The organism is Novosphingobium sp. BL-52-GroH, from assembly GCF_044813085.1.
GTDB lineage: Bacteria > Pseudomonadota > Alphaproteobacteria > Sphingomonadales > Sphingomonadaceae > Novosphingobium.
The window spans coordinates 2842847-2866250 of the sequence record NZ_CP171152.1; the positions used below are offsets into that span (position 1 = coordinate 2842847).

A 23404-nucleotide genomic window follows, 5' to 3' on the forward strand; every position below is an offset into this window, starting at 1 on the left:
TGCGATTCGGTGAGGTAGGCCAGGTTATGCACGGAGGCCTCGGCCGCCACCTGGTGCAGCGACTTGGGGAGCAGATTCGGCCGCGTGGCTCCGAGCCGCTCAAGCCGGGCCCGTGCGCAAGGCGGCGATGGCGCTCGGGCGCGCGAGCGTATAAAGGCGCGCGGATGCTTCGCCTGACCGACCTCGCCCTGCCTCTCGACCATACCCCCGCCCAGCTCGACTCGGCGGTTTGCGAGCGGCTGGCCCTTGCGCCCGCCGATCTCGAGCGCGTGACGGTGGTGCGCCGCGGCAACGACGCGCGCCGCAAGCACGCGATCAAGCTGATCTATGCACTCGACGTCACGGTGCGCGACGAGGACGGCGTGCTGGCCCGTTTCGCCGACGATCCGCATGTGCGCAGGGCGCCGGACACCTCGTACAAGTTCGTCACCCGCGCGCCCGAGGGCTATGCCGGGCCTCGGCCGGTCGTGATCGGTGCCGGCCCCTGCGGGCTGCTCGCCGCGCTGGTGCTGGCCCAGATGGGCCTGCGGCCGATCATCATCGAGCGTGGCAAGGCGGTGCGCGAGCGGACCAAGGATACCTGGGGCCTGTGGCGCCGCTCGGAACTGAACCCGGAAAGCAACGTCCAGTTCGGCGAGGGCGGGGCGGGGACGTTTTCCGACGGCAAGCTCTACAGCCGCATCAAGGACCCCCGGCACCTGGGGCGCAAGGTCCTGACCGAGTTCGTGAAGGCCGGCGCGCCCGAGGACATCCTCACCGAGGCGCACCCGCACATCGGCACGTTCCGCCTCGTCACCATGGTCATGTCCATGCGCGAGACGATCGAGGCGTTGGGCGGCGAATACCGCTTCGACACGCGGGTGGACGATTTCGTCATCGACCAGGACGCGGCCGGCGCGCGGCGCCTCAGGGGGCTGCAGCTATCCAGCGGCGAGTTCCTCGAAACCAGCCACGTCATCATGGCCGTGGGCCATTCGGCGCGCGATACCTTCGAAGTGCTGCACGCGCGGGGCGTCTACGTGGAGGCCAAGCCTTTCGCGATCGGAGTGCGCATCGAGCATCCGCAAAGCTGGATCGACAAGGCTCGCTTCGGTCCCTGCGCCGGCAACCCGATCCTGGGCGCGGCGGCCTATTCGACCTCGTACAAGGCCGGCAACGGGCGCACCGTCTATTCCTTCTGCATGTGCCCGGGCGGCCGCGTGGTGGCCTCGTCCAGCGAGGAGGGCGGCGTCGTCACCAACGGCATGAGCCAGTATTCGCGCGCCGAGTTCAACGCCAACTCCGGCCTCGTCGTCGACATCACGCCCGAGCGCGACTTCCCCGGCCACCCTCTCGCCGGCATCGCGCTGCAACGCCGGCTGGAGAAGCTGGCTTTCGTGGCGGGCGGTTCGAACTACAAGGCGCCGGCGCAGAAGCTGGGCGATTTCCTCGCCGGCCGGCCGTCCACCGAACTGGGCGCAGTGAACCCGAGCTACCAGCCGGGCGTCCATCTCACCGACCTGCAGGAATGCCTGCCCGACTTCGCGGTCGAGGCGATCCGCGAGGCGCTGCCGGTGTTCGGCCGCCAGGTGCCCGGTTACGACCACCCCGATGTCGTCATGACCGGGGTGGAGACGCGCACGTCCTCGCCGGTGCGTTTCACGCGCGGGCGCGACTTCCACAGCGTCAATACTCGGGGGCTCTACCCGGCGGGCGAGGGGGCGGGCTATGCCGGCGGCATCCTCTCGGCCGCTGTCGACGGCATCCGCGTGGCCGAGGCGCTGGCGCTGGAACTGGTGCCGGCATGACCGACTACGACGCGATCGTCCTGGGCGCCGGCGCGGCGGGCCTGTTCTGCGCCGCCACCGCCGGCCAGCGCGGCAAGCGGGTGCTGCTGCTCGACCATGCGGGCGAGGCGGGAAAGAAGATCCTGATCTCGGGCGGCGGGCGGTGCAACTTCACCAACCTGCACACGGCTCCCGACCGCTACATCGCCGGCAACGCGCACTTCGCCAAGTCGGCGCTCAGTCGCTACACTCCCGCCGATTTCATCGCCCTGATCGAGGCCTACGGCATAGCCTGGCACGAGAAGACGCTGGGCCAGTTGTTCTGCGACGGTTCGGCGAAGCAGGTCGTCGCCATGCTGCTGGAGGAATGCGCAAAGGGTAGTGTGACCGTCCGCTGCGGCGATGCGACCGGGGCTGTCGAGCATGCCGACGGGCGCTACCGCGTCGACTACGGAAGCCATTGTGCCAGCGCCCCGGTCCTCGTGATCGCGACCGGCGGGCCGTCCATCCCCAAGATGGGCGCGACCGGCTTCGCCTACGACCTCGCGCGCAAGTTCGGCCTCAAGGTGGTGCAACCGCGCCCGGCGCTGGTGCCGCTGACGCTGCCCGGAGAGGAGGCGCTGTTCCGCGAGCTTTCGGGCGTCTCCACCGAGATCGTCGCACGCATCGACGGTGGCAAGGCCGCCTTCCGCGAGGCGGCGCTGTTCACCCATCGCGGCCTCTCGGGCCCTGCGATCCTGCAGATATCGAGTTACTGGAAGCGCGGCGACACGGTGAGCGCGCAGTTCGTGCCGGACCGCCCGCAAGGCTGGCTCAAGGCCGTGAAGCGCGAACGTCCGCGCCTGTCGTTCCGCAAGGCCATGGGCGATGGCCTGCCCGAGCGGCTGGCCGATGCGCTGGCGGCGCGGCTCGGGCTCGAGGGCGAGATCGGCAACCTGTCCGACAAGGCGCTGGCTGCCGCCGAAGCGCGGCTGGCGCGCTGGCCGTTCCTGCCGGACGGCTCCGAGGGCTACGCCAAGGCCGAAGTCACCGCGGGCGGCATAGACACAGCGGAACTGTCGTCGAAGACCATGGAATCGCGCAAGGCGCCCGGCCTCTATGCGATCGGCGAGGCGGTGGACGTAACCGGCTGGCTGGGCGGCTACAACTTCCAGTGGGCCTGGGCGAGCGCGAGGGCTGCCGGCTTGTCGATCTGATGCCCCGTCGTCCCGGGCTCGACCCGGGGCCGTGGGGTACTTTCGAGGCGACGTAAGCGGGCCTTGCCCACGGTCCCGGATCAAGCCCGGGACGACGGCGGCTGGACGGCGTCAGTTCCGGTACAGCGCCGGCCAACTCGACCGCAGCGCCGCCAGCTTGGGCGCGTCGTAGCGGCGGATGTAGCTGTTGGTCGGATTGCGGCGCAGGAAGTCCTGGTGATAGCTCTCCGCAGGGTAGAACGCTCCGGTCTCGATCTTCGTCGCGACGGGTCTTGCAAAGACCCGCGCCTGGCCCAGTGCGGCGATGTAGGCGGCGGCGACCTGGCGCTGGCCGGGGTTCTGGGGGAACACCGCCGAGCGGTAGCTGGGGCCGGTGTCGGGAAACTGGCGGTCGACTTGCGTGGGGTCGTGCGCGACCGAGAAGAACACCTTGAGCAGCGTGCCATAGCTGACCTGCGAAGGATCGTAGACGATGCGCACCGCCTCGGCATGGCCGGTCCGTTCGCTGGAAACCGCGCGATAGGTGGCGTCGGCGCGGGTGCCGCCGGCGTAGCCCGCCGTTACTGACCTGACCCCGCGGACATGCTCGAACAGTCCCTCGATCCCCCAGAAGCAGCCGCCCGCCAGCACTGCGACCTGATCCCCCTTGGGAACGGCCTTTTCGGCCGGAGGTGCCGGGAACGCAGCCGCGCTGGCGGGGGTGTCGACCCACGAGGCGAGGCCGGCGGCGCACAGGCCAAGCGCAGCGGTGGCGGCAAGCAGGGGCAGGGGGCGGATCGGCATGAGGGACTCTCCGGTTTCCCCGGATATGGGGATGCAGAGCCCCTTTACCAGACGCCGCTCAGGGCCGCAGCGGCGGCGGAGGGCTACAACGTCAGCAGGATAGCGCGGCGCCCTTCGCCCTGCCACTCCAGCGTCGCCTGGAGCAGCGCGACCGTCGCGGCGCAGCGGTTGGCGTCGGTGCCCCTGCCCTGCATCGCCTGCGCGACGTCGTCGGTGCCAAGCTTGGTCGCCTCGACCACCTTGCGCACGAGTTCGCCCGGCACTTTGGCGGAACTCCCGTCGAGCTTGTCGGGTGCCTCGAGCAGCCCCCGTTCGACCAGGCTTGCGGCGAAGCGCCGTTCGGCGTCGCGCACTTGCGGGGGCACCGGCGTGGAGGGCGGGGGCGATGCGAGCGTCATCATCGCGCGGCACGCGGCGACGCCATCGGCTTGCGCCGCCTTGAGCAGCGCGAGGCGCAGGCGCATGGTGGTCTCGAAATCCTGCCCTTCGAGCTGCCGGCCGTCGAGATAGGTGCGCGACCGGACCAGCGCCACCCCGCTCTCGATGCTGCCCTGCCGGTCGATCCTGCCGTCGGGGGCGATCTCGATGGCGTCCGAAAGCTTGGAGGCAAGGTCGGGCTGGAGCCGCTTGAGCCAGTTGATCTCGTGGCCCGGGCCGAACGCTTCGGCGATCGTGGCGGCGATCGTCTGCGAGCGCGCCGCGGGATCGAAGCCCTTGGGATCACCGAGGCTCAGGAGGATGCCCATCAGCACCAGCCCGAAGAACACGATGGCGCCGGTCGACCACGCGCTGCCTTTCTCCCACGAGGCGATGCGGGTGGCGTCGAGATGGTCCTCGACTTCGGGGAAATGCTTGCGGATGCCGGCGAGCAGGCCACGCACGTCGCTGCCGCCCGCGCGCAGGAAGCGCAGCGGGCCGGCGCTGCCCGGGCGGCTCAGTTCGGCCCAGGCCTTGTGGTAGCGGTGGCCCTTCTCGCGCACCTTGCGCTGGAAGCGATAGCCGCGCAGGCGCGCGCCCAGGTACTCGATCGCGGGGCGGGCATCGACCTTGCCCCATTCGCGGTTCCACGCGAAGGCGGCGTCCACTTCGTCGAGCAGCGGCGCGCTGCGGGGCCAGGCGTCGGCGAGGACGCTCGCCAGCCAGTCCTCGATCTCGTCCTGCCGCGCGAGGTCGGAGGCATGGACCACGTCGAGCACGGCCGCGAGCAGGGTGAGCGCCTGCGCTTCCTCCGCCTCGTCCATCGGCGCGAGGCCCGGGGCGCCGGCCGGGTCGAGCATCGCGGCGAGCCGGGCGAACGGCGATATCGGGGTTCCCCGGATCGCCACCGAGGCCGTGCCGTGCCCTTGCAGCAGCGGCACGGCGAAAGGGTCCACGGTGCTGGGGGCGATGGCTTCGCCGGTGCCGACGCCGGTAACCGAGAAGTCCGGAGAGACGCGGCCCATCCTGTCGCCGCAATCCTCCCCCAGCCGGGCGGATAGCGCGGGATCGCCGTGCCACTCGCCGGCAAGGGTCGCGGGGGCGTGCGGCCACTGCGCGGGCGAGGCGGGCACTGGTGCAGCGGCGGGTTCGGGCTCCGCCGAGGGCAGGTCCATGGTCTTCGCCAGCCGCAGCGCTAGGTCGCGGGCGCCGCGTAGCTCGGCATAGCCTTCGACGTCGGCGTCGAGGTCCATGGCCTTGATACGCGCGGCATAGGCGCTGCGGATCGCCCGGGCATCACCCGTGGGCGCGATGCCCAGCGTCGACCAGGGATAGCCGCTCACAGCGGACTGGCGCTTTCGACCTCGTCGAGCCGGGTCGCCAGGAAGTCGCGCGCGTCGGCGATGCGGCGCGGGTCCTGGGTGTCGAGGGCCCCTGCGTATTCGGTGATCCAATGGCCGATCATCTGGCGCAATTCGCCGATATGGTCTTCGTAGGCGCGCTCGGCGCGGGCCATCAGGGCGACGTTGCCGGCCTCTTCGCGGGGATGATGCTTGAGCCTGGCGAGCGCGGCGCGGCGCTTCTCGATGTCCTTCCTGTCCGGCCGGTCCTCCTCGTCGACGATGACGAGGTTGTGGCTCTCGCCGCTGAGGGGGACGTGCACGTCGACTTCGAGCAGGCCGGAGCTGTCGTAGGAAAAGCGCACCTCCGCGCTGACCTCGCCGGCGGGGCGCGGCGGCACCGGCACTGCGATCTGGCCCAGCTTGACGTTGCCAGACACCTCGCGGGCCTCACCCTGGTAGATGGCGAATTCGATCTGCTTCTGGCCGTCGCCCATCGTCGAGTAGCTGTTGACGCGGCTGACCGGCACCGGGGTGTTGCGCTCGATGATCGGCGAGAAAAGGCCGCGCTGGAGGCCGCCGTAGCGGTCCTGCTCGGCCACTTCGACGCCGAGCGTGAAGGGGCAGACGTCGGTGATGCGGATCTCGTCGAGCGCCGCGTCGCGGCCGACGAGGCCGGCCTGGATCGAGGCGCCCAGCGCGACCGCGTGGTCGGGATGGACCGAGGAGTTGGGGAAGCGGCCGAACAGGCGGGTGATCGCCTTGCGCACCACCGGCATCCGCGTCGCGCCGCCCACGAGGACGATCTCGGACAGCTCGGCGGCATCGATCGCGCAGTCGCGCAGGGCGCGCACGACCGGCTCGCGCAGGCGGCGCACCAGGGGCTCGGCGGCGGCCTCGAACTCGGCTTCGGTGACGGTGGCGGCGAGGCGGGTTTCGCCGATCGTCAGCACGAACTCCGCTTCCCCGGCAGTGCTCAGGGCACGGCGACAGCGTTCGGCGGCGCGCTTGAGCAGGGCCTGGCGGCGTTCGTCCGGGATCTGCGCCAGCATGCCCTCGGGATCGAGGCGCGGCTTGACCAAGGCGGCGAGCGCATCGTCGAAGTCGTCGCCGCCCAGGCGATTGTCGCCCGCCGAGGCGCGGACCTCGACGATGCCGTCGAACATCTCGACCACCGAGACGTCGAACGTGCCGCCGCCCAGGTCGAAGACGAGGAACGGCTCGCGGTCGCCCTTGTCCTGCAGGCCGAAGGCGAGCGCCGCGGCGGTCGGCTCGTTGATGAGGCGGCTTACCGACAGCCCGGCGAGTTCCCCGGCACGGCGAGTGGCCTTGCGCTGGCGGTCGTTGAAATAGGCGGGAACGGTGATGACGGCTTCGGTCGGCTTCTCGCCGGTCAGTGCCTCAACGTCGCGGACTAGGGCTTCCAGGACGATCGCGGAGACGTCCTCGGGCTTGTAGTCCCGGGCCGCCAGCCGCGCGGTGCGCTGGGTCCCCATCAGGCGCTTGAAGCTGGTGGCGGTGTCCTGCGGGTGGCCGGCCATGCGGTCGAGCGCGGGCGTGCCGATCCAGACCTGGCCGTCCTTCGCGATGCCGACGGCGGACGGGGTCAGCAGTTCGCCCAGGGCATTGGGGACCAGCCGGGCCTCGCCGTTCTGCCAGATGGCGACCGCGCTGTTGGTGGTGCCAAGGTCGATGCCGATCAGCATGGGACCTTGCCGGGGTACTTCAGAACCACGATCTTCCTCGATTTCGCCGGGGCCTATGGCGTGAGTAGCGGCATCGCGGGCGGGGGGTAAAGGGCGAAGTGGCCGTCTGTCCCGCGGCAATGTCCGCTCTTACCCGCGCGTGGTACGGCGCACGATGAGGCTGGGCGGCATCGCCAGGCTGGAGGTGTCCTCGCCCTCGATCCGCGCTTTCAGCTTCTCCACCATGACCCGCGCACCCTCGGCAATCTCCTGACGGATGGTGGTGAGCGGGGGCATCGTCTGCGCGGCCAGCGGCAGGTCGTCGAAACCGACGATCTGGGTGTCGTCGGGCACCGCGCGATCGGTCTCGTAGAGCACGCGCAGAGCCGACATGGCGATGAGGTCGGAGGCGCAGACGAAGCCGTCGTAGTCGACGTGCATGGCCAATGCCGCCTTGATCTGCGGTCCCATCTCGGTGGTCGCGAGATTGACGGGAATGTGCGCCAGGGGAAGGCCGCCCTCCTTCGCCGCCATGGCCGCACCGCGATGGCGCATGGCGATCTCGATGCCGGTCGTGTCGCCCAGGAACGCCAGTCGCCGCGCGCCCGATGCGATCAGGTGCTCGGCCGCGAGCCGGCCACCGATCTCGTTGTCGGTGCCGACGACGCAATGGGCCTGACCCTGGCGGTAGTTGCCCCAGACGACGAGCGGGCGATAATGCGCCGCGACCCGGTCGATCACGTCGGACTGGTCGGACTGGCCGATCACCAGCACCCCGTCGACCATGCCCGAACCGGTGATGCGCTCCAGCCAGTCGGACGTGCCGTCGGGAATCGCCCGGCTGAGCATGAGGTCGTATCCGCTTTCCGTCAGCTGGTCCGCCAGATGGCCGAGCAGGGTGAGGAAGAACGGGTCGGAGATGCTCTGCCGCTTCTCGTGGCCAAGCGGGATCACCACGCCGATCACGCCGGTGCGCCGCGAACGCAGCTTGCTGGCCATCTGGTTGGGGCGGAAACCGTATTGCCGGGCCAGCGCCTGGATGCGCTCGCGCGTCTCGGTGTTGACGAGGGACTTGCCCGCCAGCGCCCGCGACACGGTGCCGGCGGAAACCCCGGCCACGCGTGCAAGGTCGGCGAGGGTACGTACCTCTACGGATGGCCCGGACGTGTCCGTGCCATCGCTGCTACCCGTGTTCTCACCCGTCCCTGCCGCCATGGGCGCGAGCCTTATCACCGGGATTGCCGCGCCGGAAGTAACTTGTTCAGTTAGCAGTCGAGTTTCGGTCCGGCCGACGACCGGCATCGACGAACAGCGTGGCGAGGGCGCCCGCCAGCATGAGTATTCCGGCAAGCACCAGCGCATTGCGTGCGTCTCCGCCGAGCACCGACCGGTAGAGCAGCGGCAGGGTCAGGTTCTCGAACAGCATCGGGATGACGATGAAGAGGTTGAATATCCCCATGTAGATGCCGTTGCGCGCCGGCGGGATCGAATCGGCGAGCATGACGTAGGTGTTGCCCATCATGCCGGCCCAGCCCAGGCCGATCCCCGCCATCAGTGCCACGAGCAGCGGCAGCGAGGCGGTCGACGGGATCGCCGTCATCGCAAGTCCCGAGGCGGCGAGGCACCCGGCATGGACCGAGCGCGCGCCGAGCCGGCGTACCACCGGGATCAGCAGGAGGGCGGCGGCGAAGGCGACCGTGTTGTGGACCGCGCCCAGCCGCTGCGCCGTCAGCGCCGCGTCGCGGAAGGCGTCCGAAGAGGCGTCGGACGTGCCGTAGAGCGAGCGCGAGAGGGCGAAGGCGATGTACTGCCAGTAGACCATCATCGCGTACCACTGGCACGCCATCGCCAGGGCGAGCTGGCGCATCGGGCGCGGCATCTCGGCGATGGCGGAGCGGATTTCGCCCAAGGTGCCGCGCCAGGTGAGCGGCGCGGCGGCGATCGCGGCGCGCTGCCCGGGCGTGAGCGGCAGTTCGGGCACGCGGGTCATCGAATAGAGAATACTGGAGATCGACAGCACCGCGCCGACGACGAAGGCCAGCCGCACGATCTCCGGCACGCCGTTGGCGCCCAGCAGGTGACGGTCCACCAGGGCCGCGAACAGCGACGGCGCCAGGTACGACAGCGTATGCGCCAGGCCCGTGAAGGCGCTCTGGGTCAGAAACCCGACGGTGCGCTGGTCGGGCGCCAGGCGATCGGCGACGTAGGCGCGGTAGGGTTCCATGGTCACGTTGTTGCCGGCATCGAGCATCCACAGCAGGCCCGCCGCCATCCACAGCGCGGAGGAATGGGGCATCAGCAGCAGCGCCAGCGAGCACAGAACCGCCCCCACGAGGAAGTAGGGCGTGCGCCGTCCGAGCGGCGAGAGCGTGCGGTCGCTCATCGCACCCACCAGCGGCTGGACGACAAGCCCCGTCACCGGGCCTGCCAGCCAGAGCAGGGGGATCATCGCCTCGCTCGCGCCGAGGTAGGCGTAGATAGGCCCCATGTTCGCCTGCTGCAGTCCGAAGCTGAACTGCAGTCCGAAGAAGCCGATGTTCATCTCGAAGATGCGCAGCAGCGACAGTCTGGGGTCCGGCCTGCTCGACGTGCCGATCGACATTTCCTTCGAAATTCCTGTCGAATCCTGCGGTTGGGACAGGCCTTAACGCTAAAATAGCGGTGTCGACAGCATATGTTTGATAATAATCGATTGCAGTGCCTCGAGAAACGCCTGCGGCACGGCGGCGGCGGCGATTTTCCTGGGCCTCGCAACGTTCCATGCGATACCGGTCAAGCGCATCGGTTTCCTGTGCGTTTCTTTAAGGTATCGCGTCATCAGACAATCATGGTTCATTTTTATTAGAGAACGGAAAATTTCCTCAGTAACGATACGTATAGTGACTTTCCCGTCCTTGCATGTTTTTCATTTCCATCTCATACAATCGTTTGTAGGAGATGGGCCGATGAATCTCGCTTCCGAACTTCCCGAATGCCCCGTCACGCTGCGATGGGCGGCAACGGACCTGGCGATGCTGGCGGACCGGCCAGTGCCACAGGCGCCCGTCCTCGGCCGCTGCGACGTGCGCCGGATCGCGGCGGATCTCGACGTGTGGGATGCCTGGCCGCTGGCTTGCGGGCGGGGCATGCCGGTTCGCTGGCGCGGCGGCGAGCTGTGGTTCGCGCTCGCTGCCCCGGCTTGCGACGATCCCGAAGCTCGCCACGGCAAGGCGCGCATCCACCATTTCCATCGCATCGACGGGCGGTTCGATCCCCTGGGCGCCACGTTTCCCGACGACTTCACGCCCGGCAGCCGCGAATGGTCGGGCTCGGCGCACTACGGGGATGAGCTGGTCACGCTCTACTTCACGGCCGCCGGTACGCGGGGTGAGGCGGAGCCCACCTTCCAGCAGCGCCTCTTCGCCTCGACCACGCGGCTTGCGGAAGGGGGAGAAACGGGGGAGGGCGGGGCCTTCACCGGCTGGTCGGACCCGGTCGAACTGACGGTCCCGGTCGACCTTATCTACATGAGCCGCCACGACGGCACAGGCGAGATCGGCAAGATCAAGGCCTTCCGCGATCCCGCGACGTGGCGCACGCCGGCGGGCGAGGAATATCTCCTGTTCACGGCGTCCTCCGCGCGTGATCTGGGCCGCTACAACGGCGTCATCGGCTGCGCCCGGCGCGGCCGCGGCGACGTGGGCGAGTTCGAGAAGCTGCCGCCGCTGATCGACGCATCGGGGGTCAACAACGAACTGGAGCGCCCGCACGTCGTCGCCCACGCAGGGCTGCTGTATTTGTTCTGGTCGACCCAGGCCAACGTCTTCGCGCCCGGCATTGCCGCGCCGACGGGCCTCTACGGCGCCGTGGCCGAGCGTATCGAAGGCCCCTGGAGCCTGCTCAACGGGCACGGACTGGTTTTCGCCAATCCCGCCACGGAGCCGTTCCAGGCCTATAGCTGGTGGGTTCTCCCGGATTTGTCCGTCACCAGCTTCGTCGACTACTGGGGCATCGACGATGCCACCGCGTGCGAGAAGCCGCCCGGACGTGCGCATTTCGGCGGAACTTTCGCCCCCTTCCTGAAGTTGCGTCTGGAGGGCGATAGCGCCACGCTCAAGGACGGGTGAGTGACATGCACAAGCTGGCAGGCATCGAACTGGGCGGAACCAAGACGGTGGTCGTGCTCGGCCAGCCGGGCCGCATCGACGAGCGGATGGAGTTCCCCACCACCGACCCCACCGCGACGCTGGACCGCGCCATCGAGGCGATCCGGGGGTGGCGCGACGACAAGCCGGTCGACGCCGTGGGCATCGCCAGCTTCGGCCCGGTCCGCGTCTCGCGCGAGGCGGCGGACCATGGCTTCATGCTCGACACGCCCAAGCCCGGGTGGAGCGGCGCGGCCGTGGCCGGGCCGGTCCACGCCGCGCTGTGCTGCCCGGTGGCGATCGACACCGACGTCAACGGCGCCGCGCTGGCCGAGCATCGCTTCGGTGCCGCGCAAGGCTGCGAGAGCATGGTCTACCTCACCATCGGCACCGGCATCGGTGGCGGCATCCTGATCGCAGGCGAGCCGGCGCACGGCCTGCTCCATCCCGAGATCGGCCACGTACGCCTGCGCCGCGCCGCCGGCGACAGGTTCGAGGGGGGCTGTGCGTTCCATGGCGACTGTATCGAGGGCCTCGTCGCCGGTCCGGGCCTCGCCGCGCGACTGGGCACGCATCCTTCGCGCGTCGATCCCGACGATCCCGCCTGGCAGCCCGTGGCGCAGGACCTTGCGGAACTGTTCGCGATGCTGATCCTGACCGTGTCGCCGCAACGGATCGTGGTGGGCGGCGGCGTATCGAACCGACAACCGCACCTCCTGCCGATGGCGATCGCACGCGTGCCCGCGCTGCTCGGCGGCTACTTGCGCGAATGCACGCGCGAAAGGCTCGCTCGGCTGATCGTGGCACCGCTGCTCGGCGACGATGCCGGTCCGATGGGCGCGCTCGTCCTCGCCGCCCGTGCGCTGGAAGACCGCACCGCCGCGGCCCGGGCGATCGCCGCAGAGGCCTGAGGCTTCCGCCTCGCTCCCCGAAGCGGGCCGCGTGGCCATGGCCGGCGCTCCTGAAATAACTTGCGCACGATTGAACGAATATTGCGTCGTGAGGGAATCGTGTTACTAGGCTCGCAAATTCGTGAGGCAAACGCCGTCCCTTCGGGTCGCAACGCAAGGGCGCGCAGCACGGTTGTCATGGTCGTGTCCGATGCAGGGTAAATTCCTGGCCGGGCGGGTGGAGTATCGTTCGAACCGGCCTATATGGTCACAACGCTACAATCCCGACGCAGAAGCGGGATCGATCCAATTGAAAAATCGACGATCGCGGAGAACATGATGAGCGCAGGCGAACTGACCGTCCCCGGCAAGGCCCGGGTTCCCAGGAAGCGGGGGGCGAAGACGTCCGATGCGTTGCAGGACGCGATCGCCGTTCACGTACGCGACGCGATCCTGCCGGGCGACGGCCCCGCTGCCGGCGAAAGCGGTGCCTGGATCGACGAGGCATCGCGCTTCCTGCTCGCCGCCGCCCAGACCCGCACCGTCGGCCAGCCGACGATCGAACTGGCCTCCGCCAGCGAGGCGCGTCGCCTCCTGCGCATCGCCCTGGTCAACGACGACATGCCGTTCCTGGTCGATTCGGTCGCGGCGGCGGTCGCCGATGCGGGGTTGGTGATCGACCGGCTCGTCCATCCGGTCGTCCCCGTGCAGCGCGACGCCAAGGGCCGGCTCACCGGCCTCCCCGAGGAAATGGCCGAGGCCACGGGGCGCGAATCGATGATCTACATCGAGACGGCCCGTGTCGACGCCCGCCAGCGCCGCGACCTGCTGCGCTCGCTGGAAGCGACGCTGGCCGACGTGCGCGCCGCCGTCGCCGACTGGCCGCGCATGGTCGAGGCGATGCGCGCCGATGCCAACCGCGTCGCCGATGCCGAGGGCTCGGAACTCTTGCGCTGGTTCGCCGATGGCATGCTCACCCAGCTCGGCCACGTCACCCGCGGGCGCGACGGCAGCCGTTCGGATTGCCTCGGCGTGTGCCGGATCGACAAGGAGGACGTCCTTTCCGACGCCAGCTACGATCGCGCCTTCGCGGCCTTCGATGCCTTGATCGTGGACGGAGCCGTCCATGCACCGATGGCGATCAAGGCCAACCGCATCGCCACCGTCCACCGCCGCGTGCCGATGGACCTGTTCCTGGTGCCGGTGATCGAAGACGGCAACGTGACCGCGCTGTCCGTCCACGCCGGCATGTGGACCAGCGCCGCGCTTGCCGCCACGCCCGACCGCGTGCCGCGCCTGCGCGGGCTGCTGGCGACGTTCTCGCAGCGCCTCGATCTGGACCCCACCGGCCATACCGGCAAGGCGCTGGCCCATGCGATGACCAGTCTGCCGCACGATCTCGTGCTGGGCCTGGGCGAGGCCGACGTGGAGCGGCTGGCGATGACGATGACCGGCCTTGTCGACCGGCCGCGCCCGCGCCTGCTCATCACCCGCTCGCCGCTGATGCGCCACATCTTCGCCTTCGTTTGGCTGCCGCGCGACATGCTCTCCACCCAGATGCAGCGCCGCATCCAGGCGATGATCGAGGCCGCGGCCGACGCCGCCACGCTCGACTGGAGCCTGCAGGTGGAAGCCGGAAACCTTGCCATGCTGCGCTACACGCTCGACGTGCGCGAGGGGAACCACGAGCCCTCCGAGGCCGATCTCGACCATGAGCTGCAGGTCCTGCTGCGGGGCTGGACCGAGGCGGTCGAGGCGGCGCTGGCGACCACGCTGGAGCCGGGCCGCGCCGCTGCCGTTGCGGGGCGCTACGCCGAAGCCTTCCCGATGGGCTATCGCAGCGAATACGGCGCCGCCGAGGCGGCGACCGACATCACCTGCATGCGCCGCATCGCGGTGGGCGAGGCGGCCGACGCGAAGCGCGGAGGAGCGGCCCGCGAAGGCACTCACCGCGACGTGCGCCTCTATGCCCACGAAGGCGACGCGCATGGGCAGTTGCGGCTCAAGATCTACCAGTCGGAAGGCAGCCTGCCCCTGTCCGACGCGGTGCCGGGGCTGGAGAACTTCGGCTTCCGCGTCCTGGGCGAAATGCCCACGCCGCTGGAGAAGGGCAAGCTCGGCACGATCCACGATTTCACGCTCGAACTGGGTGGGGGACGCGCCGCCCAAGAGGTTCTCGAACGCGCGCCGATGATCGAGGACGCGATGCGCGCCGTGCTGAACGGCGCGGCGGTGAACGATGCCTTCAACCGCCTCGTTCCCGGCCTTGGCCTCACCAGCACCGAGGCGATCTGGCTGCGTGCCTGGTATCGCTACTTGCGCCAGGCGGGCACGCATTTCGGGGTTCCCACCGTGGTCGATGCGCTGCTCGGCGCGCCGGTGGTCACGCGCGGGATCGTCAGCCTGTTCCGGGCGATCCACGATCCCGCCTTCGCGGGTGATCGCGAGGAGGCGCGCGCGGCTGCGGAAGAAGCGATCCGCACCGGCCTGGCAGACGTCAACGCGATCAACGACGACCGCCTGCTGCGCTCGTTCCGGGCCATGGTGCTCGCCATGCTGCGCACCAATGCCTTCGCTCCGGCGGGCGAGGTGGCGCTGGCCTTCAAGTTCGATTCCGCGCTCGTTCCCGGTCTGCCCAAGCCGGTGCCTTGGCGCGAGATCTTCGTCTATTCGCCGCGGGTCGAGGGCATCCACTTGCGCGCCGGCCCGATCGCGCGCGGCGGCCTGCGCTGGTCCGACCGGCGCGACGACTTCCGCGTCGAGATCCTCGGCCTGATGAAGGCGCAGCGCGTCAAGAACGCCGTGATCGTGCCGACCGGCGCCAAGGGCGGCTTCTATCCCAAGCAGTTGCCCGACCCCGCGCGGGACCGCGCGGCGTGGGCGGCGGAAGGCCAGGCGAGCTACGAGGTCTTCGTCGATACCCTGCTGTCGATCACCGACAACATCGTCGCCGACAAGGTGGTGCACCCCGAAGGCGTGGTCGTGCTCGATGGCGAGGACCCCTATTTCGTGGTCGCCGCCGACAAGGGCACCGCGAAGTTCTCCGATGTCGCCAACGGCATCGCGGAAAGCCGCCAGTTCTGGCTCGACGACGCTTTCGCCAGCGGTGGTTCCAACGGCTACGACCACAAGGCCATGGGCATCACCGCGAAGGGCGCCTGGCTTTCGGTGCAGCGCCACTTCCTGGAACTGGGCGTCGACGTGCAGGCCGACCCCGTGCGCGTGGTCGGCTGCGGCGACATGTCGGGCGACGTCTTCGGCAACGGCATGCTGCTGTCGAAGTCGCTCAAGCTGGTCGCCGCCTTCGACCACCGCCACATCTTCCTCGACCCCGATCCCGACCAGGCGGCGAGCTGGGCCGAGCGTCAGCGCCTGTTCGACCTGCCGGTGTCGAGCTGGGACGACTATGACAAGGCGCTGATCTCCAAGGGCGGCGGGGTGTTCCCGCGCAAGCTCAAGTCGATCCCGCTGAGCGACGAAGTGCGCGCCGTGCTGGGCATCGATGCCCGGGAGATCGACCCGGATTCGCTGATTACCGCGATCCTGCGCGCGCCGGTCGACCTGCTGTGGTTCGGCGGCATCGGCACGTATGTGAAAGCCTCGGCCGAGAACAACGTCCAGGTGGGCGATCCCACCAACGACGCCTTGCGCATCAGCGGCAACGAAGTGCGCGCCAGGGTCATCGGCGAGGGTGCGAACCTGGGTGTCACCCAGGCCGGGCGCATCGAGTTCGCGGGCAAGGGCGGGCGCATCAACGCCGACTTCATCGACAATTCCGCCGGCGTCGACTGCTCGGACAACGAGGTCAACATCAAGATCGCCCTCGCCGCCGCCCGGCGCGCGGGCAAGCTGACCGAGCCGAAGCGCGTCGAACTGCTGCGCTCGATGACCGACGACGTCGCCGCGCTGGTGCTCGAGGACAACCGCCTCCAGGCCCTTGCCCTGTCGATCGCCGAGCGGGGCGGGGCGCAAGTCATGCCTTCGCAGATCCGCCTGATCGAGACGCTGGAGGAAGGCGGCCATCTCGACCGCCGCACCGAAGGCCTTGCCGAAAACGACGTGCTGTTGCGCCGTGCCCAGGACGGGCGCGGGCTGACCCGGCCGGAACTGGCGGTGCTGCTGTCCAGTGGCAAGCTGGTGTTGCAGGCCGCGATCGAGGACAGCGACCTGCCGTCCGATCCCAGCCTTTCGGACATGCTGCTCACCGCCTTCCCCGAGGCGATGCAGAAGAAGTTCGCGCGCTTCATCAAGGGCCATCGCCTGGCGCGCGAGATCATCGCAACCAAGCTTGCCAACCGCATCGTCAATCGCCTCGGCATCGTCACGCCGTTCGAACTGGCCGAGGAGGAAGGCGCGCACCTCGCGCAGATCGCGGCGGCCTTCGCGCTGGCGGACCGATTGTTCGGGCTCGACGCGCTGTGGGAGCGGCTGGAAACCGCGCCGATGGCCGAGCCCGCACGCGTGGCCTTGTTCGAGATGGTGGCCAATGCGGTGCGCGGTCACATGGCCGACCTGCTGCGCGCGGGCGCGGGCCGGGTGGCGCCGTCGGAGCTTGCGGCCAAGCTGGAGAAAGGCATCGGCGCGCTTTCGACCGACACGCTCGAACTGCTGGGCGAGCGTACGCTGGCCCATTCGCGCAAGCTGCTGGAGGGCCTCAGGGACCTCGGCGCGCCCGAGGACGTGGCGGCTCAGGTGGGCAATCTGTTCGACCTCGACGGCGCCGTCGGCATCGCCTCGCTGGCGGCCGAGACCGGGATCGCGCCGCGCCGCCTGGTCACTGCCTTCACCCGCGTCGGCGCCGGCCTCGGACTCGACTGGGCGCAGGCGAGCGCGGCGATGATGAGCCCGTCCGATCCGTGGGAGCGCCTGCTCGTCGCAGGCCTGGCGCGCGATTTCCAGCAGATGCGCCTCGACTTCCTGCGTGGGCTGGCGCGCACCAAGGCGGGCAAGAGTGACCCGCTTGCCGCGACCGAGGCGTGGGGGCGCGAACACATGGCGGCGATCAGCGCCTTCCGCGCGATCGTCCATCGCGCGGAACATGCCGTGGCGGTGACCCCGGCGATGCTCGCGCAGATCGCCAGCCAGGCGCGGAACCTGCTGGGGCGGTGATATCCGGCGCCCCGTGATCGCGGGGCGCCGGCTTCGACGCTGCGGTTCAGCCCAGCGGCAACGCCCGTTCCTCCTTCACCGTCTCCAGCACGATGATCGACTTCACGTCGCGCACCCCGGGGATGCGCAGCAAGGTGCGCAGCGTAATCTGCGAGAGGTGCTCCACGTTCCGCGCCATCACCCGCACCAGGTAGTCCATGTCGCCCGTCACGGCATGGCAGGCGATGACGTGCGGGTTTTCGGCGATCGCCTGCTCGAAGCGGGCGATGTTCTCGTCGACGTGGGCGTTGAGATTGATGAGCACGTAGGCTTCCAGCTCGAAGCCCAGCTTGCGGGGGTCTAGAACGGGGGCATAGCCGCGGATCACGCCTTCGTCCTCCAGCCGCTTGATCCGCCGGCTGACCGGCGTGGCAGACAAGGCGACCCGTTCCGCCACCTGCGCGACCGGCATGCGCGCATCTTCCTGAAGGGTCGCGATGATCTTTCGGTCGAATTCGTCGAGCTGCACGGATCACCTCCCAAATGGCATTGTCCTGGTCGATTCCACCAATAACGTTTCGCAGGCCGGGCACAATCGCACGGAACTGATGCAAGGGCTGTGTTATTCTCTTTTCATGAAGAAGCCCTGCACGCTCACGTCCAGCAGCGGCCTTCGGGGAGAGTACGAAGGCGCCGCCGACGATTACACCGTCGGGCAGGAGTGGCATGCCTATACCCCGCAGATGCACGAACGCTGGCGCCGCCTCTACGCGCGGCAGTCCCAACTGGTGCGCACCCACGCCTGTGCCTCGTTCCGCGAGGGGCTGGCGCGGCTGGACTGCGCGGGCGGCATTCCCCGGTTCGAGGACGCCAACCTCGTCCTGGCCGCCGCGACGGGCTGGCGGCTCGTCGCGGTGCCGGGCTTCATCCCCGACGCGGTGTTCTTCGACCATCTCGCCCACCGCCGCTTTCCGGTGACGCGCTGGCTGCGCGAGGAACACGAACTGGACTATCTCGTCGAACCAGACGTGTTTCACGATTTCTTCGGCCATGTGCCGATGCTGCTCGACCCCGCCATCGCCGACTTCCTCGAGCTTTACGGCAAGGCCGGCGCCCGGGCGATGGCGATGGATGCGCTGGACATGCTGGCGCGCATCTACTGGTACACGATCGAGTTCGGTCTCGTGCGCGAGGAGGGCGGGCTCAAGGTCTTCGGCGCCGGGATCATCTCCTCGTCGGGCGAGACCCGTTTCGCGATCGAGGATCGGGCCGTGCTGCGCCTGCCGTTCGAGCCCGTAAGGATCATGCGCACCGGCTACATGATCGACAGTTTCCAGAAGACCTACTTCGTCCTCGAAAGCCTGCCGCAACTGATCGAGGCGCTCGTCGCGCTCGATTTCGGCCCCGTCTACGAAACCTGGCGCACGCACGCGCCGCTGCCCGCCGGCACCATGCTGCCGGACGAGAGATCCATCACCGGAGGAACCCCATGACCGACCTTCCCGCCAACCCCATCGGTCTCGACGGTTTCGAGTTCGTCGAGTTCTCCGCTCCCGAGAAGGGGGTGCTGGAGCCGGTCTTCACCGCGATGGGTTTCACCCGCATTGCGCGCCACCGCTCCAAGGACGTCGAGCTGTGGCGGCAGGGGGCGATCAACTTCATCACCAACTACGAGCCGCACAGTCCCGCCTGGTTCTTCAGCCGCGAGCATGGCCCGTCCGCTTGCGGCATGGGCTTTCGCGTGCGCGATGCGCGGGCGGCCTATGCGGAACTGCTGGCCCGCTCGGCCGAGCCGGTACATGTCGGCACCGGGCCCATGGAACTGCACCTTCCCGGCATCCGCGGCATCGGCAACTCGATCATCTACCTGATCGACCGTTACGAGAAGGACGGCGACGGGGCCCTGTCGATCTACGACATCGACTTCGAGTACCTGCCGGGCGTCGACCGCCACCCGGTCGGCGCAGGCTTTGCCGAGATCGACCACCTGACCCACAACGTCTACGGCGGGCGCATGGCCTACTGGGCGGATTTCTACGAGAAGCTCTTCAACTTCCGCGAGATCCGCTACTTCGACATCAAGGGCGAATATACCGGCCTCACCAGCAAGGCGCTGACCGCACCCGACGGCAAGATCCGCATCCCGCTCAACGAGGAAGCCGATGGGGGCAAGGGCCAGATCGACGAGTTCCTGCGCGCCTTCAACGGCGAGGGCATCCAGCATATCGCGCTCATCTGCGACGACCTTCCCGCCGCCTGGGACCGGCTCAAGGCACTGGGCGTGCCGTTCATGACCGCCCCGCCGGAAACCTACTACGAGATGCTGGACGAGCGCCTGCCCGGTCACGGCCAGCCGGTCGGCGAACTCAAGGCGCGCGGCATCCTCCTCGACGGGACCACCGGGGAAGGCCAGCCGCGCCTGCTGCTGCAGATCTTCGCCGAGGCGCGCGTCGGTCCGGTGTTCTTCGAGTTCATCGAGCGGCGCGGCGACGACGGTTTCGGCAACGGCAACTTCAAGGCCCTGTTCGAAAGCATGGAACGCGACCAGGTGCGCCGCGGCGTGCTGAAGGTGGCGCCGGGCGATGCGGTGGGAGTGGACGAACCGGCGGAATGACTGTTTAATCGCCGCGCCCCCGTTCGCCCCGCACGAACGGAGAGGACAAGAACGGGAGAGAACGATGGCCTCGGAGCCGACAACGCCACCGGTGCTGGGTGGCATCCACCACGTAGCCTATCGCTGTCGCGACGCGAAGGAGACGGTGGACTTCTACCGCGACGTGCTGGGCATGGATTTCATGCTGGCGATCGCCGAGGACACCGTCCCTTCCACCGGCGCGCCGGACCCGTACATGCACGTTTTCCTCGATTGCGGCGGCGGCAACGTGCTGGCCTTCTTCGAGTTGCCCAATGCGCCCGAGATGGGGCGCGACGAGGCCACGCCCGCCTGGGTCCAGCACATCGCCTTCAAGGTCGAAAGCGAGGAGAGCCTCGTCGCCGCCAAGGCCCGCGCGCAGGCCGCCGGGCTGGAGGTGGTGGGTCCCACGCATCACGGGGTGTTCAAGTCGATCTACTTCTTCGACCCCAACGGCCACCGCCTGGAACTGGCCTGGCAGTTCGGCACCGCCGACCAGATGGGGAGCCTCAAGGCAGTGGCGGCCGACATGCTGGAGGAATGGGCGCGCACCCGCAAGGCCCCGCGCCACGCCGCCTGGCTCCACGAAAAGATCGCGGCGGAAAGCTGACCGATGGGCGCGCTCCTTCGCCTCCATGGCTATCGTCGCAGTTCGACCAGCTACCGGGTCCGCATTGCCCTGAACCTCAAGCGCCTCGATCACGAGATCGTGCCGGTGAACCTCCTGGCGCGCGAGCAGCGCGGCGATGCCTTCCGCGCGCTCAACCCCTTCGCCGGCGTGCCCGCGCTCGAGGCGGACGGGGTGGTTCACGCCCAGTCGATCGCGATCCTCGAATGGCTGGACGAGCGGTTTCCCGATCGGCCGCTATTGCCGACGGGGATCGAGAAGCGCTTCGCCGCGCGCGAACTGGCGCTGGCGATCGCCACCGAACTGCATGCGCCGCTCAACTCTCCGGTGCTCGAATACCTCAAGCTGGACCTCGGCCATGCCCAGGCGGAAGTCGACATCTGGTATTGGCACTGGCTGGAAAAGACGCTGACCGGCGTGGAGGAGCGACTGCGCCAGCGGGATACTGGCGATTTCCTGTTCGATGCGCCGGGCTATTTCGAATGCGTGCTCGTACCCCAACTCCACAACGCGCGGCGCTTCGCCTTCGACCTTGGGCCTTATCCGCATTGCATGCGGATCGAGGCAGCCTGCCTCCAGGACCCGGCCTTCGCGGCCGCGCATCCGGACAACCAGCCGGCCTGAGCAGAGGCCTTCACGGGCGCGTTCAGGATGTGGGCCTGTATGTACTCCAGCCGTCGATCGCGAGCAGCAGCCCGGCAGGATCGGCGCATGTCGTTCGTCCCCTTCGTTGCCACTGCGAGGGTTTCACGAAGGACCCGCCGGCATCGGGGGCAAAGGGAGGGCGTCAGCCCGCCGTCGGTGCCAGCAGCAGGTCGCGCAGGGCGGACAGGCTGGGCAGCACCCTTGCGACCACCGTGGTCTGCTCCTCGGTCGCCGGCAGGAGGTCGGGCACCATGACGGTGGGGATGCCCGCCGCCGTGGCCGAACGGACCCCCGCGTAGCTGTCCTCCACGGCGACGCAGTCCGCCGGATCGACGCCCAGGCGGCTGGCGGCGAGGAGGTAGGGTTCGGGGTGAGGCTTGGCCTGCACCACGTCGCTGCGGGTGACGACTAGGTCGAAATAGTCGAGCAGGCCGACTTTCGCCAGCCGCTCCTGCGCCTTCCCGCCGATCGTGGACGTGCACAGCGCGATGGGTACGCCGGCGTCGCGGAAGTGGTCGAGGATCAGCCGGGCACCGGGCCGCAGCGGCAGCCCGGCATCGACCGCCGCTTCGAACAGGATGTCGGAATCGGCATAGAACCGGGCGAGCGGGAAGTCGGGGCCCAGCCGATCGGCCAGCATGATCTCGTTGGCGTCGCGATTGATGCCGACCATGGCCTCGAGCACTTCCGCCGGCACCGGCCAGCCGAGCGCGGCCGCGGTTTCCTCGAAGGCGCGGTGCTGCGCGGCCTCGGTATCGAGCAGCGTGCCGTCCATGTCGAAGATGGCGGCGCGGATCGGGTCGGGGAGGGCAGGCGAGCGAACGGGTCGGGACAAAGTGGCCATGGCCTCAATATGAAGATTGGTCGGGCCGGAACCATTGCAAAAAGGTGCACGAAGGTCCGGTTTGGCGCATGTGTCCTCAGCGCGTGCCTCTCAAAAAACGTCGCGATCCAGTTCCGGCAGCTCCAGTTCGGTGCACAGCGCGGCTCTCGCCTCGAGGCAGGCGATCCAGAGGGCGGGGTCGGAGAGGTCCTCCACCGCGATCTGCTCGGGCCAGAGGCGGGCGACCAGCGCCTCGATCCGGTCCAGTTTCTCCGGCGTCGCGAGGAAGCGCGGGTCTATCGTCGCAGGGTCGGCGACGACGCGCAGGCGAAGGCACGCGGGGCCGCCGCCATTGGCCATGCTCTCGCGCAAGTCGTGGACGAAGAGGTGCCGGATCGGGCCGTTTCCCGCGACATGCGCTTCGAGCCATTGCCATACCGAGGGCGTCTCGCGCGCCTCGCCGGGCAGCACCAGCGCCATCTCGCCCGAGGGCAGGGTGACGAGCTGGGCGTTGAACAGATAGGATGCGATCGCATCGGCGAGGCTGACGGCGGCGGCGGGGACTTCGACGATCTCGACTTCGGGCAGCTTGGCGCGCAACTCGGCGTAGAACCCCTCGCGGTCGGCGAAGGCGTGTTCATGCGTGAACAGCACCCGTTCGTTGGCGACGGCGACGACGTCGTTGTGGAAGGCCCCGGCCGCGATCGCCTCGTCCGACTGGCGGGCGAATACGGTGCGCGCCGGATCGAGACCGTGGATGCGGGCCACCGCCTCGCTGGCCTCGCGGTGCTGGCGGGCGGGGAAGGGGGTGCCCGACGTATTTGCAGCCTCGCCGTAGACGAAGACCTCGATGCCCGCGGTGTCGTGGCCGGCGCAAAGGCGCATGTGGTTGGCCGCGCCCTCGTCGCCGAAGGGGGCGGGCACCGGCGCATGGACCGCGAAGTGCCCGGACGCGAAGGCGAGTTGCAACTGCGCCAGCGTCTCGCGCCATTCGTGGCTGCGGTGCGGCATCGTCACGAGATTGGCGACAGTCAGGTGGCAGCGCCCGTCGGCGGTATCGGGCGCGGGCGAGACCGTCGCGGCATTGGCAGCCCACATCGAGGAGGCCGACAGCGCATTGGCGCGCAAGGTGGGGCTGGCATCCTCGACCGAGGTACCGAGCTGCCCCAGCCACGCGGTGTCGGGGCGGCGCTGCGGCAGGAACAGGCCCTGCGGCAGTCCACGTTCCAGATTGGCGCGCATCTTGGCAAGGCCCTGCAACGCCGCCGCGCGCGGGTGCGAGACTTTGCCGAAGTTCTTCGCCGAGGCGAGGTTGCCCAGGCTCAGCCCGGCGTAGTTGTGGCTGGGGCCGACGATGCCGTCGAAGTTGATTTCCTGGAGCATGGTG

Annotated in this window: 18 protein-coding genes; 9 read left to right on the forward strand and 9 right to left on the reverse strand. The window is 68.9% G+C overall.

Annotation, left to right across the window (positions count from 1 at the left end; all coding sequences use genetic code 11):
* Positions 1-164: 164 nt before the first annotated feature.
* Positions 165-1787: an NAD(P)/FAD-dependent oxidoreductase gene (locus ACFFDA_RS26440; protein ID WP_404480234.1), complete on the forward strand. Its 1623-nt coding sequence runs from the start codon at positions 165-167 to the stop codon at positions 1785-1787.
* On the forward strand, positions 1784-2962 hold the full coding sequence (locus tag ACFFDA_RS26445; RefSeq protein ID WP_404480235.1) for an NAD(P)/FAD-dependent oxidoreductase: 1179 nt from the start codon (positions 1784-1786) through the stop codon (positions 2960-2962). Before ACFFDA_RS26440 ends, ACFFDA_RS26445 begins: the two co-directional genes overlap by 4 nt.
* A 111-nt stretch (positions 2963-3073) precedes the next feature.
* Here the strand turns inward: ACFFDA_RS26445 and msrA are convergent, their stop codons facing one another.
* The 6 genes from msrA to ACFFDA_RS26475 form a co-directional block, all read right to left on the reverse strand.
* Positions 3074-3745 carry a peptide-methionine (S)-S-oxide reductase MsrA gene (gene msrA / locus ACFFDA_RS26450; RefSeq protein WP_404480236.1) on the reverse strand — a complete coding sequence of 224 codons (672 nt, stop codon included), beginning with the start codon at positions 3743-3745 and terminating at the stop codon, positions 3074-3076.
* An 83-nt stretch (positions 3746-3828) separates the two neighbouring features.
* Positions 3829-5505, reverse strand: a complete 1677-nt coding sequence (locus ACFFDA_RS26455) for a hypothetical protein (RefSeq protein ID WP_404480237.1) — start codon at positions 5503-5505, stop codon at positions 3829-3831.
* On the reverse strand, positions 5502-7208 hold the full coding sequence (locus ACFFDA_RS26460) for an Hsp70 family protein (protein ID WP_404480238.1): 1707 nt from the start codon (positions 7206-7208) through the stop codon (positions 5502-5504). Before ACFFDA_RS26460 ends, ACFFDA_RS26455 begins: the two co-directional genes overlap by 4 nt.
* Before the next feature lie 129 nt (positions 7209-7337).
* Positions 7338-8402 carry a LacI family DNA-binding transcriptional regulator gene (locus tag ACFFDA_RS26465; protein WP_404480239.1) on the reverse strand — a complete coding sequence of 355 codons (1065 nt, stop codon included), beginning with the start codon at positions 8400-8402 and terminating at the stop codon, positions 7338-7340.
* Between the two features lie 46 nt (positions 8403-8448).
* Positions 8449-9789 (reverse strand): MFS transporter, encoded by a 1341-nt coding sequence (locus tag ACFFDA_RS26470; protein ID WP_404480240.1) that lies wholly within the window; start codon positions 9787-9789, stop codon positions 8449-8451.
* Positions 9790-9837: 48 nt separating this feature from the next.
* On the reverse strand, positions 9838-9963 hold the full coding sequence (locus ACFFDA_RS26475; RefSeq protein WP_404480241.1) for a hypothetical protein: 126 nt from the start codon (positions 9961-9963) through the stop codon (positions 9838-9840).
* 169 nt (positions 9964-10132) lie between these two features.
* Between ACFFDA_RS26475 and ACFFDA_RS26480 the strand changes: the two genes are divergently transcribed.
* The 3 genes from ACFFDA_RS26480 (at position 10133) to ACFFDA_RS26490 (ending at position 17310) form a co-directional block, all read left to right on the forward strand.
* Positions 10133-11293 (forward strand): glycoside hydrolase family 68 protein, encoded by a 1161-nt coding sequence (locus ACFFDA_RS26480; protein ID WP_404480242.1) that lies wholly within the window; start codon positions 10133-10135, stop codon positions 11291-11293.
* A 5-nt stretch (positions 11294-11298) separates the two neighbouring features.
* Positions 11299-12222 (forward strand): ROK family protein, encoded by a 924-nt coding sequence (locus ACFFDA_RS26485; protein WP_404480243.1) that lies wholly within the window; start codon positions 11299-11301, stop codon positions 12220-12222.
* A 318-nt stretch (positions 12223-12540) separates the two neighbouring features.
* Positions 12541-17310, forward strand: a complete 4770-nt coding sequence (locus ACFFDA_RS26490; protein WP_404482888.1) for an NAD-glutamate dehydrogenase domain-containing protein — start codon at positions 12541-12543, stop codon at positions 17308-17310.
* Between the two features lie 46 nt (positions 17311-17356).
* On the opposite strand, the gene ACFFDA_RS26495 is transcribed toward ACFFDA_RS26490, so the two are convergent.
* On the reverse strand, positions 17357-17818 hold the full coding sequence (locus ACFFDA_RS26495) for an Lrp/AsnC family transcriptional regulator (RefSeq protein WP_404480244.1): 462 nt from the start codon (positions 17816-17818) through the stop codon (positions 17357-17359).
* A 106-nt stretch (positions 17819-17924) separates the two neighbouring features.
* On the opposite strand from ACFFDA_RS26495, the gene phhA reads away from it, so the two are divergent.
* The 4 genes from phhA (at position 17925) to maiA (ending at position 21173) form a co-directional block, all read left to right on the forward strand.
* Positions 17925-18782, forward strand: a complete 858-nt coding sequence (gene phhA, locus ACFFDA_RS26500) for a phenylalanine 4-monooxygenase (RefSeq protein ID WP_404480245.1) — start codon at positions 17925-17927, stop codon at positions 18780-18782.
* Positions 18779-19903, forward strand: a complete 1125-nt coding sequence (gene hppD / locus ACFFDA_RS26505) for a 4-hydroxyphenylpyruvate dioxygenase (protein WP_404480246.1) — start codon at positions 18779-18781, stop codon at positions 19901-19903. The genes phhA and hppD overlap by 4 nt, the downstream gene beginning before the upstream one ends.
* A 64-nt stretch (positions 19904-19967) precedes the next feature.
* Positions 19968-20531 carry a VOC family protein gene (locus ACFFDA_RS26510; RefSeq protein ID WP_404480247.1) on the forward strand — a complete coding sequence of 188 codons (564 nt, stop codon included), beginning with the start codon at positions 19968-19970 and terminating at the stop codon, positions 20529-20531.
* Positions 20532-20534: 3 nt separating this feature from the next.
* On the forward strand, positions 20535-21173 hold the full coding sequence (maiA, locus tag ACFFDA_RS26515) for a maleylacetoacetate isomerase (protein ID WP_404480248.1): 639 nt from the start codon (positions 20535-20537) through the stop codon (positions 21171-21173).
* 163 nt (positions 21174-21336) lie between these two features.
* Here the strand turns inward: maiA and ACFFDA_RS26520 are convergent, their stop codons facing one another.
* Positions 21337-22038 (reverse strand): HAD family hydrolase, encoded by a 702-nt coding sequence (locus tag ACFFDA_RS26520; protein WP_404480249.1) that lies wholly within the window; start codon positions 22036-22038, stop codon positions 21337-21339.
* Between the two features lie 90 nt (positions 22039-22128).
* On the reverse strand, positions 22129-23400 hold the full coding sequence (locus tag ACFFDA_RS26525; protein ID WP_404480250.1) for an N-succinylarginine dihydrolase: 1272 nt from the start codon (positions 23398-23400) through the stop codon (positions 22129-22131).
* Positions 23401-23404 lie beyond the last annotated feature (4 nt).